Here is a 17742-nt window from a genome sequence, read left to right on the forward strand (position 1 = left end):
CACCCGCCACCGCCATCCCCAGACACGGGATCGTCATCAACCCCGCCGACTGCAACGTCATCGCCCGCCCCCGCAACCCCTCCGGCACCGCCGCCACGAACCACTGATCGAGGCCGAGGGTGTAGGCGGCCGTCAGCCCCGTGGTGAACATCGCGGCGACGGCCAGGGGCAGCGAGGGGCGCAGGGCGAAGAGGGCGTACGGGAGGAGGGAGCACGCGGCGAGGGGGACGGTGAGGCGGGCGCGCGCGGCCGGGGGCAGGAAGGCTCCCGCGAGGAGTTCGCCGAGGACGGTGCCGACGGGCATCGCCGCCATGAAGAGGCCGAGGCCCGGGGTGCCGGCGCCGATGGAGTCGGTGTACGGGGCCGCGAGCGCCTCCGGGAACACCACGAAGAACGGCTGGATCCAGCAGAGCAGCAGCAGGGACCGCACCCGGGGGTCCCGCAGCAGGCGGCCGCTGCCGCCGGCGGAGCGCGCCGCGCCGCCGCCGCGCGCGGGGCGCCGCGCGGTGCCGAGGCGCAGCAGCAGGGCGGAGCCCAGGAAGGCCGCCACGGTGATCGCCAGCGCGGCCCGGGGCGGCAGGAGGACCAGCAGGAACCCGCCGACGCCGAAGCCCACGATCTGCGCGCCCTGGGCGACCATGCGGATCAGGGACCGGCCCAGCACGAAGGTGTCGCCGGGCAGGATGTCGGCCAGGCTCGCGGCCCGGGTGCCGGTGAACACCGGGGCGATCATCGCCATCACGCACCGCAGGCCGAGCAGGACCGCGATCGGCGTCCCGGGCAGCACCATCCCGGCCGCGCACGCTGCGCACAGCAGGTCGCACACGACCAGCACCCGGCGCGGCGGGAAGCGGTCGGAGATCCCGGCGAGCAGGGTGCCGCTGAGCGCGTACGGCACGAAGCCGAGCGCGAAGGTGAGCGCGGTCAGCAGCGGCGACCCGGTGAGCCGGAAGACCAGCACGGACAGCGCGATCTCGGCGACCACGGTGCCCTGGAGCGACAGTACGTGTGCCGCGAAGACCGCCCGGAACTCCCGTACGGCGAAGACCGCGCGGTAGCCGCGCCCGGCGGCCGGGCCCGCCGCGGTGGTGTCGGTGTTCAGCGTCATGGGCGCAGCCTGGCGGCCGGGACGGGGCACGCCGTAGTGTTTCGGCTCCAGCCGAAAGTCGAGGAGCAGGGGTCCGCCGTGCCGTTCCGTATGCGCTTCGGACCGGACGACCTGTTGCGCTGCCGGTTCGCGCTCTCCCCGCTGTGGGAGACCGAGGGGGCCGTCCGCACCCTGAAGGAGCCCGGGCTGCAGACGTACCACGTGCCGTGGTTGCGGCAGACCCGTGAGGCGGCCCGGGCCCTCGACCTCACCCCGCTGTGGCTGCTGATGCCCCGCCCCGGCCACAGCCCGGACTTCCTCTGCCCGCCCCCGCTGGGCCCGTCGGCGGCCATCGAGGACGAGCTCGCCCGGGTACGGGCCACCGATCCGGAGGTCGCCCGGCAGGACATGGCCCGTTCGCTGGCGGACACCCCGGGCGCCGCCGACAGCCCGCGCGGCCGGGCGATGCTGGCCGACCCGGCGCGCGCGGTACGGGAACTGGCGGATCTGTACGAGCGCGCCTGGGAGACGCTGGTGGCGCCGTACTGGCCCCGGTTGCGTGCCGTGCTGGAGGCCGACATCGCCTTCCGCGCGCGCCGGCTGGCCGACGGCGGGCTGACGGGCCTCTTCGCCGACCTCCATCCCTCGCTGAGCTGGGCGGACGACACCCTCACGCTGCACAAGCCGACGGAGCACGACCGGGACCTGGGCGGCGACGGCCTGGTCCTGGCGCCCAGCGTCTTCGTGTGGCCGGACCTCGCGGCGGGCTTCGACCCGCCCTGGCAGGGCACCGTCGTCTATCCGGCGCGCGGCATCGGCGGCCTGTGGCAGACCCCGCAGGCCGCCTCCGGGGCCCTGGTGCGGCTGCTCGGCGCCAACCGGGCGGCCATCCTCGGCGGTCTGGGCGAGCCGGCGACCACGACCGCGCTCGCCCACCGGCACGGCCTCGCCGTGTCATCGGTGTCGGCGCACCTGTCGGTCCTGCGGGACGCAGGGTTGCTCACCTCGCGCCGCTACGGCCACCAGGTGCTGTACGAGCGCACCCCGCTGGGCAGCGCGCTGGCCGGCGACTGACCGCCGGGACGCGGAACGCCGCGGGGTGCGGAACGGCTACTGCGCGAGGTGCCGCTCGACGGTCTCCACCTTGGAGGTGAGCCCGTCGGTGACGCCGGGCCGGATGTCGGCCTTGAGGACCACCGAGACGCGCGGTGCCCGGGCCTCGACGGCTGCCACGGCGCGCTTGACGACATCCATGACCTCGTCCCATTCGCCCTCGATGGAGGTGAACATCGCGTCGGTGCGGTGGGGCAGCCCCGACTCGCGCACCACACGGACCGCGTCGGCCACGTACGCGCCGACGTCCTCGCCGACGCCGAGCGGGGTGACGGAGAAGGCGACGATCATGCCTCGACCACGCCTTCCTTGAGCTCCTTGCGCGCGCGGGCGGCGATGACACCGGCCTCGGCCTCGCGGCGGAGCCTGCGCTCGGCGAAGAAGCCGCCAGTGGGGAGGACGGACAGCACGAAGTACAGCGCGGCGCGGCCGAGCGGCCACTTGGCACGGTTCCAGGCGTCCAGCCAGAACACGACGTAGAGCACGAAGAGGACGCCGTGGATCATGCCCATGACGGGGACCGCGTTGAAGTCCGTGGTGCGCTTGAGCACCGAGCAGACCAGCAGGAGCAGGAAGGAGACCGCCTCTGGGGCGGAGACCAGGCGGAGCCGGTTCAGGGCGGAGGCGGTCTTGATGTCCACGGGACCTCACTATCGGGACAGGGACTGCGGCGGGCGTGGGCACTGCGATCGAGTGTTTGTGAATGCGATCACAAGTGTTCCGCCCATTATCACCCGGCCCTCCGGCCGCCCCGCCCCCGGGGCCCCCGGGGGAACAGGTGAACCATCGGCGCGCGGGACGCGTCCCCCTCCACGACGGAAGACGAACCGCCCTCTCGAGGAAGAAGCGGGATGAAGCTGGACTGGGACCGCCGGCACTGCGCCCGGCGCGGGCACATCACGTACGCGCCCGACGAGGCGCACCTGCGGGAGCGGCTGCGCGCCGACACCGCGCTGGGAGAAGTGTGGCGCTGCCTGCGCTGCGGCGACTTCGCCCTGGGCGCGCCGCACGGCTCGGGCCCGGCCGACCGGGCGCCCGAGGTGCCGCGCGGCCGGGCGCTGCGCGACCTGTTCATCCTGCGCTTCCTGGCGGTCGAGCGGCTGCTGCGGGGGGCGTTCATCGTCGTCGCGGCCTGGGCCGTGTGGCGGTTCAGCAACTCGCAGGACTCGGTGCGCCGGTTCTTCGAGGAGAACCTCACCGTCTTCCGCCCGGTCTTCCGGCACTTCCACTACGACCTCGACCACTCCCCCGTCGTGGACACCATCCGCCGCACCTTCGAGTACCGGCACTCGACGCTGCTGATCGTGGCGGGCGCGCTGCTCGCGTACGCGGTGATCGAGATCGTCGAGGCCGTCGGCCTGTGGGCGGCCAAGCGGTGGGCGGAGTACCTGACGGTGGTGGCGACCGCGGCCTTCCTGCCGCTGGAGGTCTGGGAGCTCACCGAGAAGGTGAGCTACCTCAAGATCGGCACGCTGGTCCTCAACGTCCTCGCCGTCCTCTACATCCTGCTCTCCAAGCGGCTGTTCGGGCTGCGCGGCGGTCACACGGCCTTCGAGGCCGAGCGCCGCGGCGCCTCGCTGCTGGAGGTCGAGGAGGCGGCGGGAGCGCCGCACGGAACCACTGCACCCCATGTGACGCGGACCCTGGTGACGGGTTCCTCCCGGACGGATACGGTCTGACCCGTGGCTCAGTTTCGATTGCAGGGCAGCAAGGTGCTCGCCGTGGACATGGCCGGCGACGCCGTCAAGGCGAAGAACGGCTCGATGGTCGCGTACGACGGCCAGATGAGCTTCAAGAAGATGTCCGGGGGCGGTGAGGGCCTGCGCGGCATGGTCACCCGGCGGCTGACCGGGGAGTCGATGGAGGTCATGGAGGTGCGCGGGCAGGGCACCTGCTACTTCGCCGACCGCGCGAGCGAGATCAACCTCGTCCGCCTGAACGGGGAGAAGCTGTACGTCGAGGCCAGCAACCTGCTCGCCACCGAGGCGGCGCTGCGCACCGGCACCACCTTCACCGGCCTGCGCGGTGCCTCGCAGGGCAACGGCCTGTTCACCACCACGGTGGAGGGCGTCGGCCAGGCGGCGATCACCTCCGACGGCCCGGCCGTGGTGCTGCGCGTCGCCCCCGGCCTGCCGCTGCAGGTGGACCCGGGCGCGTACGTGGCGCACACCGGCAACCTCCAGCAGCACTTCCAGGCGGGCATCAGCTGGCGGTCGGTGATCGGCGAGTCGGGCGGCGAGTCCTTCCAGATCCGCTTCGAGGGCGACGGCCTGGTGTACGTCCAGCCCAGCGAGCGCAACACCATCGGGGGGCAGGTCTGATGCCGTTCACCCGCGTCAACTCCAAGATGGTCGAGGCCCAGGTGCTGCCGGGCCAGCGGCTGTTCAGCCAGCGCGGCGCGATGCTGGCCTACCGGGGGAACGTGAGCTTCACCCCCAACGTGCAGGGCGGCCAGGGCGGCATCGGCTCGATGATCGGCCGCCGGCTCGCCAACGAGGCGACGCCGCTGATGACCGTCGAGGGCCACGGCTCGGTGATGTTCGGCCACGGTGGCCACCACGTGCACTGCGTCGACCTGACCGGCGACACCCTGTACGTCGAGGCGGACCGGCTGCTGGCCTTCGACGGCTCGCTGCGGCAGGGCACGATGTTCATGGGGTCCCAGGGCGGCGTCATGGGCGTCATCCGCGGTCAGGTCACCGGTCAGGGCCTGTTCACCACGACCCTGCAGGGGCACGGCGCGGTCGCGGTGATGGCCCACGGCGGCGTCATCGAGCTGCCGATCACCCCGCAGCGCCCGGTGCACGTCGACCCCCAGGCGTACGTCGCCCACCGCGGCGACGTACGCAACAAGCTGTCCACCGCGCTCGGCTGGCGCGACATGGTGGGCCGCGGTTCCGGTGAGGCGTTCCAGCTGGAGCTGTCGGGGCAGGGCACGGTCTACGTGCAGGCGAGTGAGGAGAAGCTGTGAGCACCGGACCCGTCGTCCACGACCCGTACACCCTGCCGGTCGACGACAACGTCAACCCCTACGCCTTCAGCGTCGACCTGAAGGGCCAGTGGTTCCTGCAGAAGGGGAAGATGATCGCCTACTACGGGCAGATCAGCTTCCACGGCATCGGCCACGGCGCCCTCGACGGCCTGATCCGCAGCAACTTCCACTCCCCGCTGCACGCCTCGGACTGGGTGGTCGCCGAGGGCCAGGGCAAGATGATCCTCGCCGACCGGGCGTTCGACGTGAACTCCTTCGACCTGGAGGACGGCAACCTGACCATCCGGTCGGGCAACTTGCTGGCCTTCCAGCCGGGCCTGTCGCTCAAGCAGTCGATCATCCCGGGCTTCCTCACCCTGATCGGCACGGGGAAGTTCGTGGCGGCCTCCAACGGAGCCGTGCACTTCGTCGAGCCTCCGGTCCGTGTCGACCCGCAGGCGCTGGTGGGATGGGCGGACTGCCCCTCCCCCTGCCACCATTACGACCACGGGTACATGCGCGGCGTACTGGGCGGCCTGCGGGCGCTGACCGGCGTCGGCGGCACCTCGGGCGAGGAGCACCAGTTCGAGTTCGTCGGCGCGGGGCAGGTGCTGCTCCAGTCGAGCGAGGTCCTCATGCCCGAGCAGGCCACGGGCGCGGTCCCGCACGAGGCCGGCGTCCCGGGCGGCGGAGCGGGCGCCCCGGGCATGCCTCAGGGCGTGCCGAGGCTCCCGGGACAGCTCGGGGACCTGCAGCGCCGCTTCGGTCTGTGAAGCTACCGACACGTATCGGGACCCCGAATAATCCGGATTTCAACTTTCTGGGTATAATTCCATCATGGAGACAGAGACCGGCACCCTTTGGCTGACCGCCGACGAGCAGCGCACCTGGCGCATCCACCTGGAGGTCAGCAAGTTGCTGACCCACCAGCTCGAACGGGACCTGCAGCCGTTCGGTCTGACGTACAACGACTACGAGATCCTGGTGAACCTCTCGGAGTCGCCCGAGCACCGCATGCGGATGAGCGACCTGGCCCGTGCCACCCTGCAGTCCAAGAGCCGGCTGTCCCACCAGATCAGCCGGATGGAGACCGCGGGCCTGGTCCGCCGCGAGAACTGCGAGTCCGACCGGCGCGGACTGTTCGCCGTCCTCACCGAGGACGGCTGGGAGACCATGCGCAAGGTCGCCCCGCACCACGTCGTCGCCGTCCGGGAGCACTTCATCGACCTGCTCCCGGCCGAGGACCTGGCAGCACTGCGCAGGGCCCTCCACCCCGTCGCGGACCACCTGCGCGCGGTGCGCGGCAAGGCCTGACCCACCCGGCGGCCCGTTCGCCCGCGCCCCCGGGCGCGGGCGTCAGGCCTGCTCGGTGAGGCCGGCGACCAGTTCGTCGGCGGCGGCGTACGGGTCCAGCTCGCCCGCGACGATGCGCTCGGCGAGCGCGCCGAGGCGGCGGTCGCCGTGGAGGTCGCCGATGCGCTCGCGCAGCGTGGTGACGGCGATGTGCTCGACCTCCAGGGCCGCGCGGCGCAGCCGGCGCTCCGCGAGCACGCCGTGCTCCTCCATCCAGGCCCGGTGCTTCTCCAGGGCCTCGACCACCTCGTCGATGCCCTCCCCGCGGGCGGCGACCGTCTTGACGATCGGGGGGCGCCAGTCGCCCGGCCCGCGGGCCTCGCCCAGGCCCAGCATGTGGTTGAGCTCGCGGGCGGTCGCCTCGGCACCGTCCCGGTCGGCCTTGTTGACGACGTACACGTCGCCGATCTCGAGGATGCCGGCCTTCGCCGCCTGGATGCCGTCGCCCATGCCCGGCGCCAGCAGCACCACGCAGGTGTCGGCCTGGGCGGCGATCTCCACCTCGGACTGGCCGACGCCGACGGTCTCCACCAGGATCACGTCGCAGCCGGCCGCGTCGAGCACGCGGATCGCCTGCGGCGCCGCCCAGGCCAGACCACCCAGGTGGCCGCGGGTGGCCATGGAGCGGATGTAGACGCCGGGGTCGGAGGCGTGGTCGCTCATCCGGACCCGGTCGCCGAGCAGGGCTCCCCCGCTGAACGGCGAGGAGGGGTCCACGGCCAGCACCCCGACCCGCTTCCCGGCCCGCCGGTACGCCGAGACCAGCGCGGACGTCGACGTGGACTTGCCGACGCCCGGTGAGCCGGTCAGGCCGACCACGTACGCGCCACCGGTCAGCGGCGCGAGCGCGGCCATCACCTCCCGCAGCTGCGGGGACGCCCCCTCCACCAGTGAGATCAGCCGGGCGACCGCCCGCGGGCGGCCCTGCCGTGCCTGCTCCACCAGGGTGGGGACGTCCATCGCTGTGCTCCTCTTTTTTTCAGGGCTCGGTTCGCCTCCGGTGCGCTCAGCCGTCGCCGACGGTCGACCGTGCTCGCCCGCTCGTTCCTCGCGGGCTCCGCGCGCTCTCCCTTTCGGCAACGGCCGCTCCCCTTCGGCTCACCCGCCGTTCGTACTGCTACTTGCCCGGCACGCGGATGATCAGGGCGTCGCCCTGGCCGCCGCCGCCGCACAGGGCCGCCGCGCCCACGCCGCCGCCGCGGCGCTTCAGCTCCAGGGCGAGGTGCAGGACGATACGGGCACCGGACATGCCGATCGGGTGACCGAGGGCGATGGCGCCGCCGTTGACGTTCACCTTTTCAGGTGTCACGCCCAGGTCCTTCATGGACTGCACGGACACCGCCGCGAAGGCCTCGTTGATCTCGATCAGGTCCAGGTCGCCGATGGACAGCCCCTCCTTCTTCAGGGCGTGCGCGATGGCGTTGGACGGCTGCGACTGCAGCGAGTTGTCCGGGCCGGCCACGTTGCCGTGGGCGCCGATCTCGGCGATCCACTCCAGGCCCAGCTCCTCGGCCTTGGCCTTGCTCATCACGACCACCGCGGCGGCGCCGTCGGAGATCTGCGAGGAGGTGCCCGCGGTGATCGTGCCCTCCTTGCTGAAGGCGGGGCGCAGCTTGGCCAGCGACTCGGCCGTGGTCTCCGCACGGATGCCCTCGTCCTTGGCGAAGACCACCGGCTCGCCCTTGCGCTGCGGGATCTCCACCGGGGTGATCTCGGCCTCGAACAGGCCGTTCTTCTGCGCGGCGGCCGCCCGCTGGTGGGAGAGCGCGGCGATCTCGTCCTGCTCGGCGCGGCCGATGCCCAGGCGTGTGTTGTGCTTCTCGGTGGACTCGCCCATGGCGATGTCCTCGAAGGCGTCGGTGAGACCGTCGTACGCCATGGCGTCCAGCATCTGGACGGCGCCGTACTTGAAGCCCTCGCGGGACTTCGGCAGCAGGTGCGGGGCGTTGGTCATCGACTCCTGGCCGCCGGCCACGACGACGTCGAACTCACCCGCCCGGATCAACTGGTCGGCGAGGGCGATGGCGTCCAGACCGGACAGGCAGACCTTGTTGATCGTCAGCGCCGGCACGCTCATCGGGATGCCGGCCTTGACCGCGGCCTGACGGGCCGGGATCTGCCCGGCACCCGCCTGGAGCACCTGGCCCATGATCACGTACTGCACCTGGTCACCGCCGATGCCGGCCCGGTCCAGGGCGGCCTTGATGGCGACGGCGCCGAGTTCGGCGCCGGAGAAGGTGCGCAGCGAGCCGAGCAGCCGGCCCATGGGAGTGCGCGCACCCGCGACGATCACGGACGTTCGTGCCTGGCTGGTCATGACGCGGCCCCTTTGCACGGAGGGAAGGTTAACGATGGTTTTCGAGGGTGCTGTCAATGTACTGAGGGGTGGAGCCGGCGGTCACCCGGCAGACGGTGTGATCGCGCGCACGTTGCGTGACCATGCGGACCGGCGGTCCACTGGAGTCATGCTGACGCGAATCGACCACATCGGCATCGCCTGCTTCGACCTCGACAAGACCGTCGAGTTCTACCGTGCCACCTACGGCTTCGAGGTGTTCCACACCGAGGTGAACGAGGAACAGGGCGTGCGCGAGGCCATGCTCAAGATCAACGAGACCTCCGACGGCGGGGCCTCCTACCTCCAGCTGCTGGAGCCCACCCGCGAGGACTCCACCGTCGCCAAGTGGCTGGCCAAGAACGGAGAGGGGGTGCACCACATCGCCTTCGGGACCGAGGACGTCGACGGGGACGCGGCGGCCGTCCGCGACAAGGGCGTGCGGGTGCTCTACGACAGCCCGCGCACGGGTTCCATGGGGTCGCGGATCACCTTCCTGCACCCCAAGGACTGCCACGGTGTGCTCACCGAGCTCGTCACCTCGGCCAAGGACCACTGACCGGAGACGACTCGCCCCGGTAGAGTGGCCTGGCGACCCCGGGGTGGGCTGGGGTACCTGCCCGCGCTTCGGCGTGGGATCGGACACAATTCTCCGCAAGGCCCCGCGGTAAACGGGGCCCCGGGGAATCTCACTCGGTTGGCGGGTGGGTACACCAGGAGACGGATGGGACCGCGGAGTGCGGGGCTACGACCGCTACGAGGTTGAGGACGACCACCTCTCGCAGTTCGAGGCCGAGATGGAGCGGCTTCGTAAGGAGCGGGACAAGGTCGTCCAGCATGCTGACGACCTCGGCTACCAGGTCGAGGTGCTGCGCGCCAAGCTGCACGAGGCGCGCCGTAACCTCGCGACGCGTCCTGCCTACGACAACCTCGGCCACCAGGCCGACCAGTTGCTGCGCAACGCCCAGATCCAGGCCGACCAGCTGCGCGCCGACGCCGAGCGGGAGCTGCGCGAGGCGCGCGCGGCCACCCAGCGGCTGCTCCAGGAGCAGGCCGAGCACCAGGCCCGGGTGGAGGCCGAGTGGCACGCCGAGGCCGTCGCCCGGCGCCGGCGGCTGGACGAGGAACTGGCGGATCGCCGCACCAACGTCGAGAGCCACGTCAACGAGAACGTGGCCTGGGCCGAGCAGCTCCGCGCCCGTGCCGAGGCGCAGGCGCGCCGGCTCATGGAGGAGACCCGAGCGGAGTCGGAGGCCGCGCTGGCCGCCGCCCGCGCCGAGGCCCAGCGGATCGCCGAGGGCGCCCGCGACCGGCTGGAGTCGGAGTCCACGACCGCCCGCGCCGAGGCCGACCAGTTGCTGCGCCGCGCCCGCGCGGACGCCGAGCGGCTGCTGAACGCCGCGGCCAGCCAGGCCCAGGAGGCCACCACCCAGGCCGAGCAGCTGCGCGCCTCCACCCAGAGCGACACCGAACACGCCCGCACCCAGGCCGGCGAGCTCTCCCGCTCCGCCGAGGAGAAGCTGCGCGAGGCCCAGGAGAAGCTGCGCGAGGCGCAGAGCGAGTCCGACCGGCTGCGCGAGGAGGCCGCGGCCAACGCCGCCAAGCGGCTGGCCACCGTCGACGCCGACAACGAGCAGCGCACCCGTACGGCCAAGGCCGAGGTGGCCCGGCTGGTCGCCGAGGCCACCAAGGAGGCGGAGGCCGCCAAGGCCGAGGCCGAGCAGATCCTCGCCGACGCCAGGACCGAGGCCGAACGGCTGCACAGCCAGGCCCAGGAGACCGCCAAGTCCGAGGCGGCCGAGGACGCGGCGGCGGCCCTCGCCAAGGCGGCCCGCACCGCCGAGGAGGTCCTCAACAAGGCCACCGAGGACGCCCGTGCCACCACCCGCGCGGCGAGCGAGGAGGCCGAGCGCATCCGCCGCGAGGCGGAGACCGAGGCGGACCGGCTGCGCGGCCAGGCCGAGGAGTCGGCCGAGGAGCTGCTCGGCACCGCCAAGGACGACACCAAGGAGTACCGCGCCAAGACGGTCGAGCTGCAGGAGGAGGCCCGCAGGCTGCGCGGCGAGGCCGAGCAGCTGCGCGCCGAGGCGGTCGCCGAGGGCGAGCGCATCCGCGGCGAGGCGCGGCGCGAGGCCGTGCAGCAGATCGAGGAGGCGGCCCGGTCCGCCGAGGAGCTGCTGACCAAGGCGAAGGCCGAGGCCGCGGAGCACCGGCAGAAGGCGACCGTCGACTCCGAGAAGGCCCGTACCGAGGCGATCGAGCGCGCCGCGGCGCTGCGCAGGCAGGCCGACGAGCTGCTGGAGCGCGCCCGGGGCGAGGCCGAGCAGGTGCGCACCGAGGCCGAGCAGCAGGCCGAGCAGGTACGAGAGGACGCCGAGGGCGCCGGCCAGGTGCTGCGCGAGGAGGCCGAACGGGCCGCCCAGCGGCTGCGCGACGACGCCGAGGCCGATCTGGTCCGGCTGCGCGAGGAGGCCGAGCGCCGCATCACCGCGGCCGAGGAGGCGCTGCGCGAGGCCCGCACAGAGGCGGAGCGGCTGCGCCGCGAGACCGCCGAGGAGGCGGCCACGCTGCGCACGGAGGTCGCCGAGCGCGTCAGGGCGCTGCAGGAGCAGGCCGAGCAGGAGACGGTGCGGCTGCGGGACGAGGCCGCGGCCGACGCGTCGCAGACCCGGGCCGAGGCCGAGCAGCTCGCCGTCCGGCTGCGGGGCGACGCCGCCGCCGAGGCCGAGCAGTTGCGCACCGACGCCCAGGAGACCGCCGACCGCCTCCGCTCGGAGGCGCAGGAGACCGCGGGACGGTTGCGGGCCGAGGCGGCCGAGGCGCTGTCCGCCGCCCAGGAGGAGGCCGCACGCCGCCGCCGCGAGGCCGAGGAGTTGCTGGCCGCGGCCCGCGGCGAGGCGGAGCAGGAGCGCGCCCAGGCCGGTCGCGAGGGCGAGGAGCTGCTGGCGGCCGCCCGCAAGCGGGTGGAGGAGGCCGGCGCCGAGGCGGAACGGCTGGTCGCCGAGGCCGAGCGGCACGCCGCCGAGCTGGTCGGCGCGGCCGAGCAGACCGCCCAGCAGGTGCGGGACTCGGTCAACGGGCTGCACGAGCAGGCCGAGGAGGAGATCGCCGGGCTGCGCTCGGCGGCCGAGCACGCCGCGGAACGCCTGCGGTCCGAGGCCCAGGAGGCCGCGGACCGGCTGCACGCGGACGCCAACGCCGAGCGCGAGCGCGCCACCGAGGACGCCCAGCGGCTGCGGCGCGAGTCGCAGGAGGAGGCCGAGGAGGCCCGGCAGCTCGCCGACCGCACCGTCGGCGAGGCGATCGAGGAGGCGGACCGGCTGCGGGTGGAGACCCGCGACGAGTCCAACCGGCAGCGGGTGGAGGCCGCGGAACAGGCCGACCGGCTGCTCACCGAGGCGATCGAGGAGGCCGACCGGCTCCGCGCCGACGCCGCCGCCCGGGCCGAGGAGACCGTGGGCAAGGCGCAGCGCGACGCCGAGCGGCTGGCCATCCTGGCCAAGGACGCACTCGACTCCGCCGAGCGCGACGCCGAGGAGCGCCGCCGTGCGGCCGAGGAGGCGCTGGGCACCGCCGAGGCGGAGGCCCGCCGCATCCTCGACGAGGCGCGCGACGAGGCCAACAAGCGCCGCACGGAAGCGGCCCAGCAGGCCGACCAGCTGATCACCAGGGCCCGCGCCGAAGCGGAGCGGCTGGGCATCCTCGCCAAGGACGCACTCGACTCCGCCGAGCGCGACGCCGAGGCGGCCCGCTCGGAGTCCGACCGGATCCGGGACGAGGCGCGCGAGGACGCCAACAAGCGCCGCGCCGAGGCCGCGGGGCAGGCGGACGAGCTGATCTCCCAGGCGCAGGGCGAGGCGCTCAAGATCGGCACCACCGCGGAGGAGCAGGCCGACACGATGGTCGGCGCCGCCCGCAAGGAGGCCGACCGGATCGTCGGCGAGGCCACCTCCGAGAGCAACGGCATGGTGGAGCGGGCCCGTACGGACGCCGACACGCTGCTGGAGGAGGCCCGCAGGGACGCCACCGCCATCCGCGAGCGCGCGGAGGAGCTGCGGCAGCGCGTCGAGGCCGAGGTCGAGGAACTGCACGAGCGGGCCCGTAGCGAGTCGGCCGCCACGATGAAGTCGGCGGGCGAGCGGGTCGACAAGCTGGTCGAGGCCGCCACCGAGCAGCTGGAGAAGGCCGAGGCCAAGGCCCGCGAGCTGGTCACGGAAGCCGAGGCCAGGGCCGAGGAGACCCGGTCCACCGCGAGCGCGGAGGCCAGCAAGGTCCGCATCGCCGCGGTGAAGAAGGCCGAGGAACTGCTCAAGGGGGCCGAGCAGAAGAAGAACGACACGGAGCGGGAGGCGGAGCGGGTGCGGAGCGAGGCCCGCGCCGAGGCCGAGCGCATCGTGACCGAAGGCAAGAAGGAGCTCGAGGTGCTGAGCCGGCGCCGCCAGGACATCAACGCGGAGATCACCCGTGTGCAGGATGTCCTTGAGGCACTGGAGTCATTCCAGCAGCCGATCGACGGGGGAAAGAGCAACAGTCAGAACGCCACGCAGAACGGTAAGAACACGGTCACTGCAGGTGCAGCGGCCGGCACGACCCGGACAGGGAGCAAGCGGTCCGACGATGCGCCACTCGATTGAGCGGTCATTGTGCACAGTTACTGGACAGTGACTGTAAGACACGCCGCTTGGGCCCCTAGGATTCCCCCTATCACCCCACCCGGTCTGAATTGACAGGAACCCCATGAGCGACACTTCCTCCCCCTTCGGCTTCGAGCTCGTGCGGCGCGGATACGACCGCGGGCAGGTGGACGACCGCATCACCAAGCTCGTCGCCGACCGTGACAGTGCACTGGCCCGGATCAATGCGCTGGAGAAGCGCATCGAGGAACTCCACCTCGAGACCCAGAACGCGCAGGCGCAGGTCAACGACGCCGAGCCGTCGTACGCCGGTCTCGGCGCGCGGGTGGAGAAGATCCTCCGCCTCGCCGAGGAGGAGGCGAAGGACCTGCGCGAGGAGGCCCGCCGGGCCGCCGAGCAGCACCGCGAGCTGGCCGAGTCCGCCGCCACCCAGGTGCGCAACGACGCCGAGTCCTACGCCGCCGAGCGCAAGACCAAGGCCGAGGACGAGGGCGAGCGCATCGTCGAGAAGGCCAAGGGTGAGGCCGGCCAGCTGCGCGCCGACGCGCAGAAGGACGCGCAGGCCAAGCGCGAGGAGGCGGACGCCCTCTTCGAGGAGACCCGCGCCAAGGCGGCCCAGGCCGCGGCCGACTTCGAGACCAACCTGGCCAAGCGCCGCGAGCAGTCCGAGCGTGACCTGGCGTCCCGTCAGGCCAAGGCCGAGAAGCGCCTCGCCGAGATCGAGCACCGCGCCGAGCAGCTCCGCCTGGAGGCCGAGAAGCTGCGCACCGACGCCGAGCGCCGGGCCCGCCAGACGGTGGAGACCGCGCAGCGCCAGGCCGAGGACATCGTGGCCGACGCGAACGCCAAGGCGGACCGCATCCGCAGCGAATCCGAGCGCGAGCTGGCGGCGCTCACCAACCGCCGCGACAGCATCAACGCCCAGCTGACCAACGTCCGCGAGATGCTGGCCACGCTGACCGGTGCGGCGGTCGCCGCGGCCGGCGCCCCCGCCGACGACGAGCCCGTCTCGCGCGGCGTCCCGGCCCAGCGCTGACGTCCCACCGGTCTTCCGGAGCACATCGAGCCCCCTGTCCCCTCGGCAGGGGGCTCGGTCGTGTGCGGGAGCGCAAACGGGGGCGTGAATTCCGCGTGCATCGCGCGCCGCGGCCAAATAGTGTATGCGGCATGATCGAGCTGCAGGGGCTGACCAAGCGGTACGGCGACAAGACCGCGGTGGACGACCTCACCTTCACGGTGCGGCCGGGGGTGGTGACCGGCTTCCTCGGCCCCAACGGGGCGGGCAAGTCGACGACGATGCGCATGATGCTGGACCTGGACAATCCGACCAGCGGCAGCATCCGCATCGACGGCAAGCACTACCGCGAACTCCACGAACCGCTCAAGCACATCGGGGCGTTGCTCGAGGCCAAGGCCATCCACGGCGGCCGCACGGCGTACAACCACCTGCTGTGCCTGGCCCAGTCCAACCGCATCCCGGCCCGCCGGGTCGACGAGGTGCTGGAGACCGTCGGTCTCGCGCCCGTCGCCAAGAAGCGTTCCAAGGGGTTCTCCCTCGGCATGGGACAGCGTCTCGGTATCGCCGCGGCGCTGCTGGGCGACCCCGAGATCCTGATGTTCGACGAGCCGGTCAACGGACTGGACCCGGAGGGCATCCACTGGATCCGCAACCTGATGAAGGGGCTGGCCGCGCAGGGCCGCACGGTCTTCGTCTCCAGCCACCTCATGAGCGAGATGGCGCTCACCGCCGAGCACCTGATCGTGATCGGCCGCGGCAAGCTGATGGCGGACACGACGATGGCGGACTTCATCGCCGAGAACTCCCGCTCCTACGTGCGCGTCCGCACCCCCGAGCCGGAGAAGTTCAGGGACGCGCTGGCGGCCGCGTCGATCACCTCGGTGGTCGACGACGAGGGCGCCTTCGAGATCGAGGGCGCGGAGTCCGCCAAGATCGGTGAACTCGCCGCCCGGCACCAACTGGTGCTGCACGAGCTCAGCCCCCAGCAGGCCTCCCTGGAGCAGGCCTTCATGCAACTCACCGCCGAGTCGGTGGAGTACCACGCCGGTGGGGCCGCGGCGGAGGCCGGCGAGGCCGCGGCCCCCGCGCCCCAGTGGGGCGCCGCCTGGAACACGCACACCGGAAAGGAAGCCTGACATGGCAGCGACCACCGCTGTTCTGCAGTCGGAGTGGACCAAGGTCAGGACCGTCCGGTCGACCGTGTGGACGCTGGCGTCCGCCGCCGTCCTGACCATCGTCATCAGCGGTCTGTTCTGCCTGCTCTTCCGCACCCAGTGGGACACCATCGAAGAGGGCGCCCGCGCCCAGTTCGACGCCACCGCCCAGAGCCTGTCCGGTCTCTTCCTCGGTCAACTCGCGCTGATCACCTTCGGCGTGCTGATCATCTCCAGCGAGTACAGCACGGGCATGATCAGGGCCTCGCTCTCGGCGGTACCGCAGCGTGCGACCTTCTACCTCTCCAAGGTCGCCGTCGCCGCCGGCATCACCTTCGTCCTCGGGGTGATCGTCAGCTTCGTCTCCTTCTTCATCGGGCAGGCCGTCCTCGGCGGTGACCTCGACACCTCGATCAGCGATCCGGGGGTGCTGCGCGCGGTCTTCGGGGCCGGCCTCTACATGACGCTGATGGTGCTCTTCGCGGTCGGCGTCGCGACCATGCTGCGCAGCCCGCTGGTCTCACTGGGCATCCTCATCCCCTTCTTCTTCCTGATCTCCGGGATCCTCTCGGCCGTGCCGGGCGCCAAGGAGGTGGCCCGGTACTTCCCGGACCAGGCCGGCAGCAAGATCATGCGGGCCACGATCGCCCCGGACGACCCCGCCCCGTACAGCGCGTGGGGCGGACTCGGCATCATGGCGCTGTGGGTGGTCGTCGCGCTGATCGGCGGCTACGCGCTGCTGAAGAAGCGGGACGCCTGACCGCTCCCGGGCAATTCCGGCCTCACGGGGCGGGAACCGATCCCGCCCCGCTAGCCTCCTAATCCTCATGGGGGCGAGCGCCGCCCCGCGGACTGTTCGTCGAGGGGCGGAGCATGATCGAGGCAGTCGGCCTCACCAAGACCTACGGCAGCAAGACGGCCGTGTACAACCTGTCCTTCCAGGTGCGGCCCGGCATGGTGACCGGCTTCCTGGGGCCCAACGGCTCCGGGAAGTCGACCACGATGCGGATGATCCTGGGCCTGGACACGCCCACGGCCGGACGCGTGACCGTCGGCGGACAGCCGTTCCGGCAGCTGCCCAACGCCCCGCGCCGGGTGGGCGCGCTGCTGGACGCCAAGGCCGTGCACGGCGGGCGCAGCGCGCGCCAGCACCTGCTGTGCCTGGCGCAGTTGTCCGGGATCCCGGCCCGCCGGGTGGACGAGGTGCTGGGCGTGGTGGGCCTGCAGGAGGTCGCGCGCAGGCGCTCCAAGGGCTTCTCGCTCGGCATGGGGCAGCGCCTCGGCATCGCGGCGGCGCTGCTGGGCGACCCCGAGGTGCTGCTCTTCGACGAGCCGGTCAACGGTCTGGACCCGGAGGGCATCCACTGGGTACGCCATCTGATGCGCAAGCTCGCCTCGGAGGGCCGTACGGTCTTCGTCTCCTCGCACCTGATGAGCGAGATGGCGCTCACCGCGGACCACCTGATCGTGATCGGCCGCGGGCAGCTGCTGGCCGACATGAGCGTCAAGGACTTCATCGCGCGCAACTCCACCGGCTTCGCCGTGGTCCGCACCCCGGACGTGGCCGCGGACCGGGACAGGCTCACGAAGGCGCTGACCGAGGCGGGCGCGCAGGTGCAGCAGGAACAGGACGGCGCGCTGCGCGTGACCGGTCTTGAACTGCCGCGGATCAGCGACGTCGCGCACGAGTCCGAGGTGCGGCTGTGGGAGCTCTCGCCCCACCAGGCCTCGCTCGAGGAGGCCTACATGCGCCTCACCAACAGCGCCGTCGACTACCGCTCCACCGCCGACCCGCGGCAGGGCCTGCAGCAGCCCGGCGGTGCGCCGGCCCCCGGCGGCTGGGGCATGCCGCCGCAGGCGCCCTACCCGCAGCCCGTCCCGCAGCAACCGCCGTACGGGTACGGCTACGGGCACCCGCAGCCCCCGGTGCCGCCGTACGCGGCGCCGGTGCCGCCGGCCCCCGGCGCGGCGCCTGCCGCGCCCGTGAACCCGTACGCGCAGCCGCCCGTGCCGCCCGGCGCCCCCGTACCGCCGGCGGTGCCCGCCGGCGGTACGGGGGCGCCGGGCGGCACGGGCG

At 72.6% G+C, this 17742-nt stretch carries 17 protein-coding genes; 12 read left to right on the forward strand and 5 right to left on the reverse strand.

Annotation, left to right across the window (positions count from 1 at the left end):
- On the reverse strand, nucleotides 1–1108 hold a 1108-nt coding region (locus PV341_RS34045; protein WP_500359864.1), incomplete at its 3' end, for an MFS transporter.
- A 78-nt stretch (nucleotides 1109–1186) separates the two neighbouring features.
- On the opposite strand from PV341_RS34045, the gene PV341_RS34050 reads away from it, so the two are divergent.
- Nucleotides 1187–2161, forward strand: a complete 975-nt coding sequence (locus PV341_RS34050; RefSeq protein WP_500359865.1) for an ArsR/SmtB family transcription factor — start codon at nucleotides 1187–1189, stop codon at nucleotides 2159–2161.
- A 36-nt stretch (nucleotides 2162–2197) separates the two neighbouring features.
- On the opposite strand, the gene PV341_RS34055 is transcribed toward PV341_RS34050, so the two are convergent.
- Both PV341_RS34055 and PV341_RS34060 read right to left on the reverse strand, forming a co-directional pair.
- Nucleotides 2198–2491 (reverse strand): MTH1187 family thiamine-binding protein, encoded by a 294-nt coding sequence (locus PV341_RS34055; RefSeq protein ID WP_500325309.1) that lies wholly within the window; start codon nucleotides 2489–2491, stop codon nucleotides 2198–2200.
- Complete coding sequence (locus tag PV341_RS34060; protein WP_500325311.1) at nucleotides 2488–2841, reverse strand: DUF3817 domain-containing protein; 354 nt, start codon at nucleotides 2839–2841, stop codon at nucleotides 2488–2490. Before PV341_RS34060 ends, PV341_RS34055 begins: the two co-directional genes overlap by 4 nt.
- A gap of 210 nt (nucleotides 2842–3051) precedes the next feature.
- Here PV341_RS34060 and PV341_RS34065 point away from each other — a divergent pair, with 210 nt between their 5' ends.
- The 5 genes from PV341_RS34065 to PV341_RS34085 all read left to right on the forward strand — a co-directional run bounded on the left by PV341_RS34065 (nucleotide 3052) and on the right by PV341_RS34085 (nucleotide 6485).
- Nucleotides 3052–3879 (forward strand): DUF2127 domain-containing protein, encoded by an 828-nt coding sequence (locus tag PV341_RS34065; protein ID WP_500325313.1) that lies wholly within the window; start codon nucleotides 3052–3054, stop codon nucleotides 3877–3879.
- A gap of 3 nt (nucleotides 3880–3882) precedes the next feature.
- A complete protein-coding gene (locus tag PV341_RS34070; protein WP_500325314.1) occupies nucleotides 3883–4521 on the forward strand; it encodes an AIM24 family protein in 639 nt (212 codons plus the stop codon).
- Nucleotides 4521–5171, forward strand: a complete 651-nt coding sequence (locus PV341_RS34075; RefSeq protein ID WP_499514059.1) for an AIM24 family protein — start codon at nucleotides 4521–4523, stop codon at nucleotides 5169–5171. The genes PV341_RS34070 and PV341_RS34075 overlap by 1 nt, the downstream gene beginning before the upstream one ends.
- Nucleotides 5168–5944, forward strand: coding sequence for an AIM24 family protein (locus PV341_RS34080; protein WP_500325318.1), 777 nt, complete (start codon nucleotides 5168–5170; stop codon nucleotides 5942–5944). The genes PV341_RS34075 and PV341_RS34080 overlap by 4 nt, the downstream gene beginning before the upstream one ends.
- Nucleotides 5945–6008: 64 nt before the next feature.
- Nucleotides 6009–6485 (forward strand): MarR family winged helix-turn-helix transcriptional regulator, encoded by a 477-nt coding sequence (locus tag PV341_RS34085; protein WP_500325319.1) that lies wholly within the window; start codon nucleotides 6009–6011, stop codon nucleotides 6483–6485.
- A 42-nt stretch (nucleotides 6486–6527) separates the two neighbouring features.
- Here PV341_RS34085 and meaB read toward each other — a convergent pair whose 3' ends face one another.
- Nucleotides 6528–7484 (reverse strand): methylmalonyl Co-A mutase-associated GTPase MeaB, encoded by a 957-nt coding sequence (gene meaB, locus PV341_RS34090; protein WP_499514056.1) that lies wholly within the window; start codon nucleotides 7482–7484, stop codon nucleotides 6528–6530.
- Nucleotides 7485–7641: 157 nt separating this feature from the next.
- Nucleotides 7642–8817: an acetyl-CoA C-acetyltransferase gene (locus tag PV341_RS34095; protein ID WP_500359869.1), complete on the reverse strand. Its 1176-nt coding sequence runs from the start codon at nucleotides 8815–8817 to the stop codon at nucleotides 7642–7644.
- A gap of 172 nt (nucleotides 8818–8989) precedes the next feature.
- Between PV341_RS34095 and mce the strand changes: the two genes are divergently transcribed.
- The 6 genes from mce to PV341_RS34125 all read left to right on the forward strand — a co-directional run.
- On the forward strand, nucleotides 8990–9418 hold the full coding sequence (gene mce / locus PV341_RS34100; RefSeq protein ID WP_361800906.1) for a methylmalonyl-CoA epimerase: 429 nt from the start codon (nucleotides 8990–8992) through the stop codon (nucleotides 9416–9418).
- A 178-nt stretch (nucleotides 9419–9596) separates the two neighbouring features.
- Entirely contained in the window at nucleotides 9597–13493 is a 3897-nt protein-coding gene (scy, locus tag PV341_RS34105) for a polarized growth protein Scy (RefSeq protein WP_500359866.1), read from the forward strand.
- Between the two features lie 103 nt (nucleotides 13494–13596).
- Nucleotides 13597–14529 carry a coiled-coil domain-containing protein gene (locus tag PV341_RS34110; RefSeq protein WP_018563504.1) on the forward strand — a complete coding sequence of 311 codons (933 nt, stop codon included), beginning with the start codon at nucleotides 13597–13599 and terminating at the stop codon, nucleotides 14527–14529.
- Nucleotides 14530–14660: 131 nt separating this feature from the next.
- Nucleotides 14661–15647, forward strand: a complete 987-nt coding sequence (locus PV341_RS34115) for an ABC transporter ATP-binding protein (protein WP_500359867.1) — start codon at nucleotides 14661–14663, stop codon at nucleotides 15645–15647.
- A gap of 1 nt (nucleotide 15648) precedes the next feature.
- On the forward strand, nucleotides 15649–16425 hold the full coding sequence (locus tag PV341_RS34120) for an ABC transporter permease (RefSeq protein ID WP_500325325.1): 777 nt from the start codon (nucleotides 15649–15651) through the stop codon (nucleotides 16423–16425).
- A 113-nt stretch (nucleotides 16426–16538) separates the two neighbouring features.
- A partial coding sequence (locus PV341_RS34125) for an ABC transporter ATP-binding protein (RefSeq protein WP_500359868.1) occupies nucleotides 16539–17742 on the forward strand: 1204 nt, incomplete at its 3' end.

The organism is Streptomyces sp. PA03-1a, assembly GCF_033792805.1.
In the GTDB taxonomy this organism is placed as follows: Bacteria; Actinomycetota; Actinomycetes; order Streptomycetales; family Streptomycetaceae; genus Actinacidiphila.

Bases quoted from the DNA above. Each gene is read 5' to 3' on its own strand.
- PV341_RS34075 (WP_499514059.1), top strand. From the start codon at position 4,521: ATGCCGTTCACCCGCGTCAACTCCAAGATGGTCGAGGCCCAGGTGCTG.
- meaB (WP_499514056.1), bottom strand. From the start codon at position 7,484: ATGGACGTCCCCACCCTGGTGGAGCAGGCACGGCAGGGCCGCCCGCGG.
- PV341_RS34120 (WP_500325325.1), top strand. From the start codon at position 15,649: ATGGCAGCGACCACCGCTGTTCTGCAGTCGGAGTGGACCAAGGTCAGG.
- PV341_RS34065 (WP_500325313.1), top strand. From the start codon at position 3,052: ATGAAGCTGGACTGGGACCGCCGGCACTGCGCCCGGCGCGGGCACATC.
- PV341_RS34055 (WP_500325309.1), bottom strand. From the start codon at position 2,491: ATGATCGTCGCCTTCTCCGTCACCCCGCTCGGCGTCGGCGAGGACGTC.
- PV341_RS34085 (WP_500325319.1), top strand. From the start codon at position 6,009: ATGGAGACAGAGACCGGCACCCTTTGGCTGACCGCCGACGAGCAGCGC.
- mce (WP_361800906.1), top strand. From the start codon at position 8,990: ATGCTGACGCGAATCGACCACATCGGCATCGCCTGCTTCGACCTCGAC.
- PV341_RS34110 (WP_018563504.1), top strand. From the start codon at position 13,597: ATGAGCGACACTTCCTCCCCCTTCGGCTTCGAGCTCGTGCGGCGCGGA.
- PV341_RS34115 (WP_500359867.1), top strand. From the start codon at position 14,661: ATGATCGAGCTGCAGGGGCTGACCAAGCGGTACGGCGACAAGACCGCG.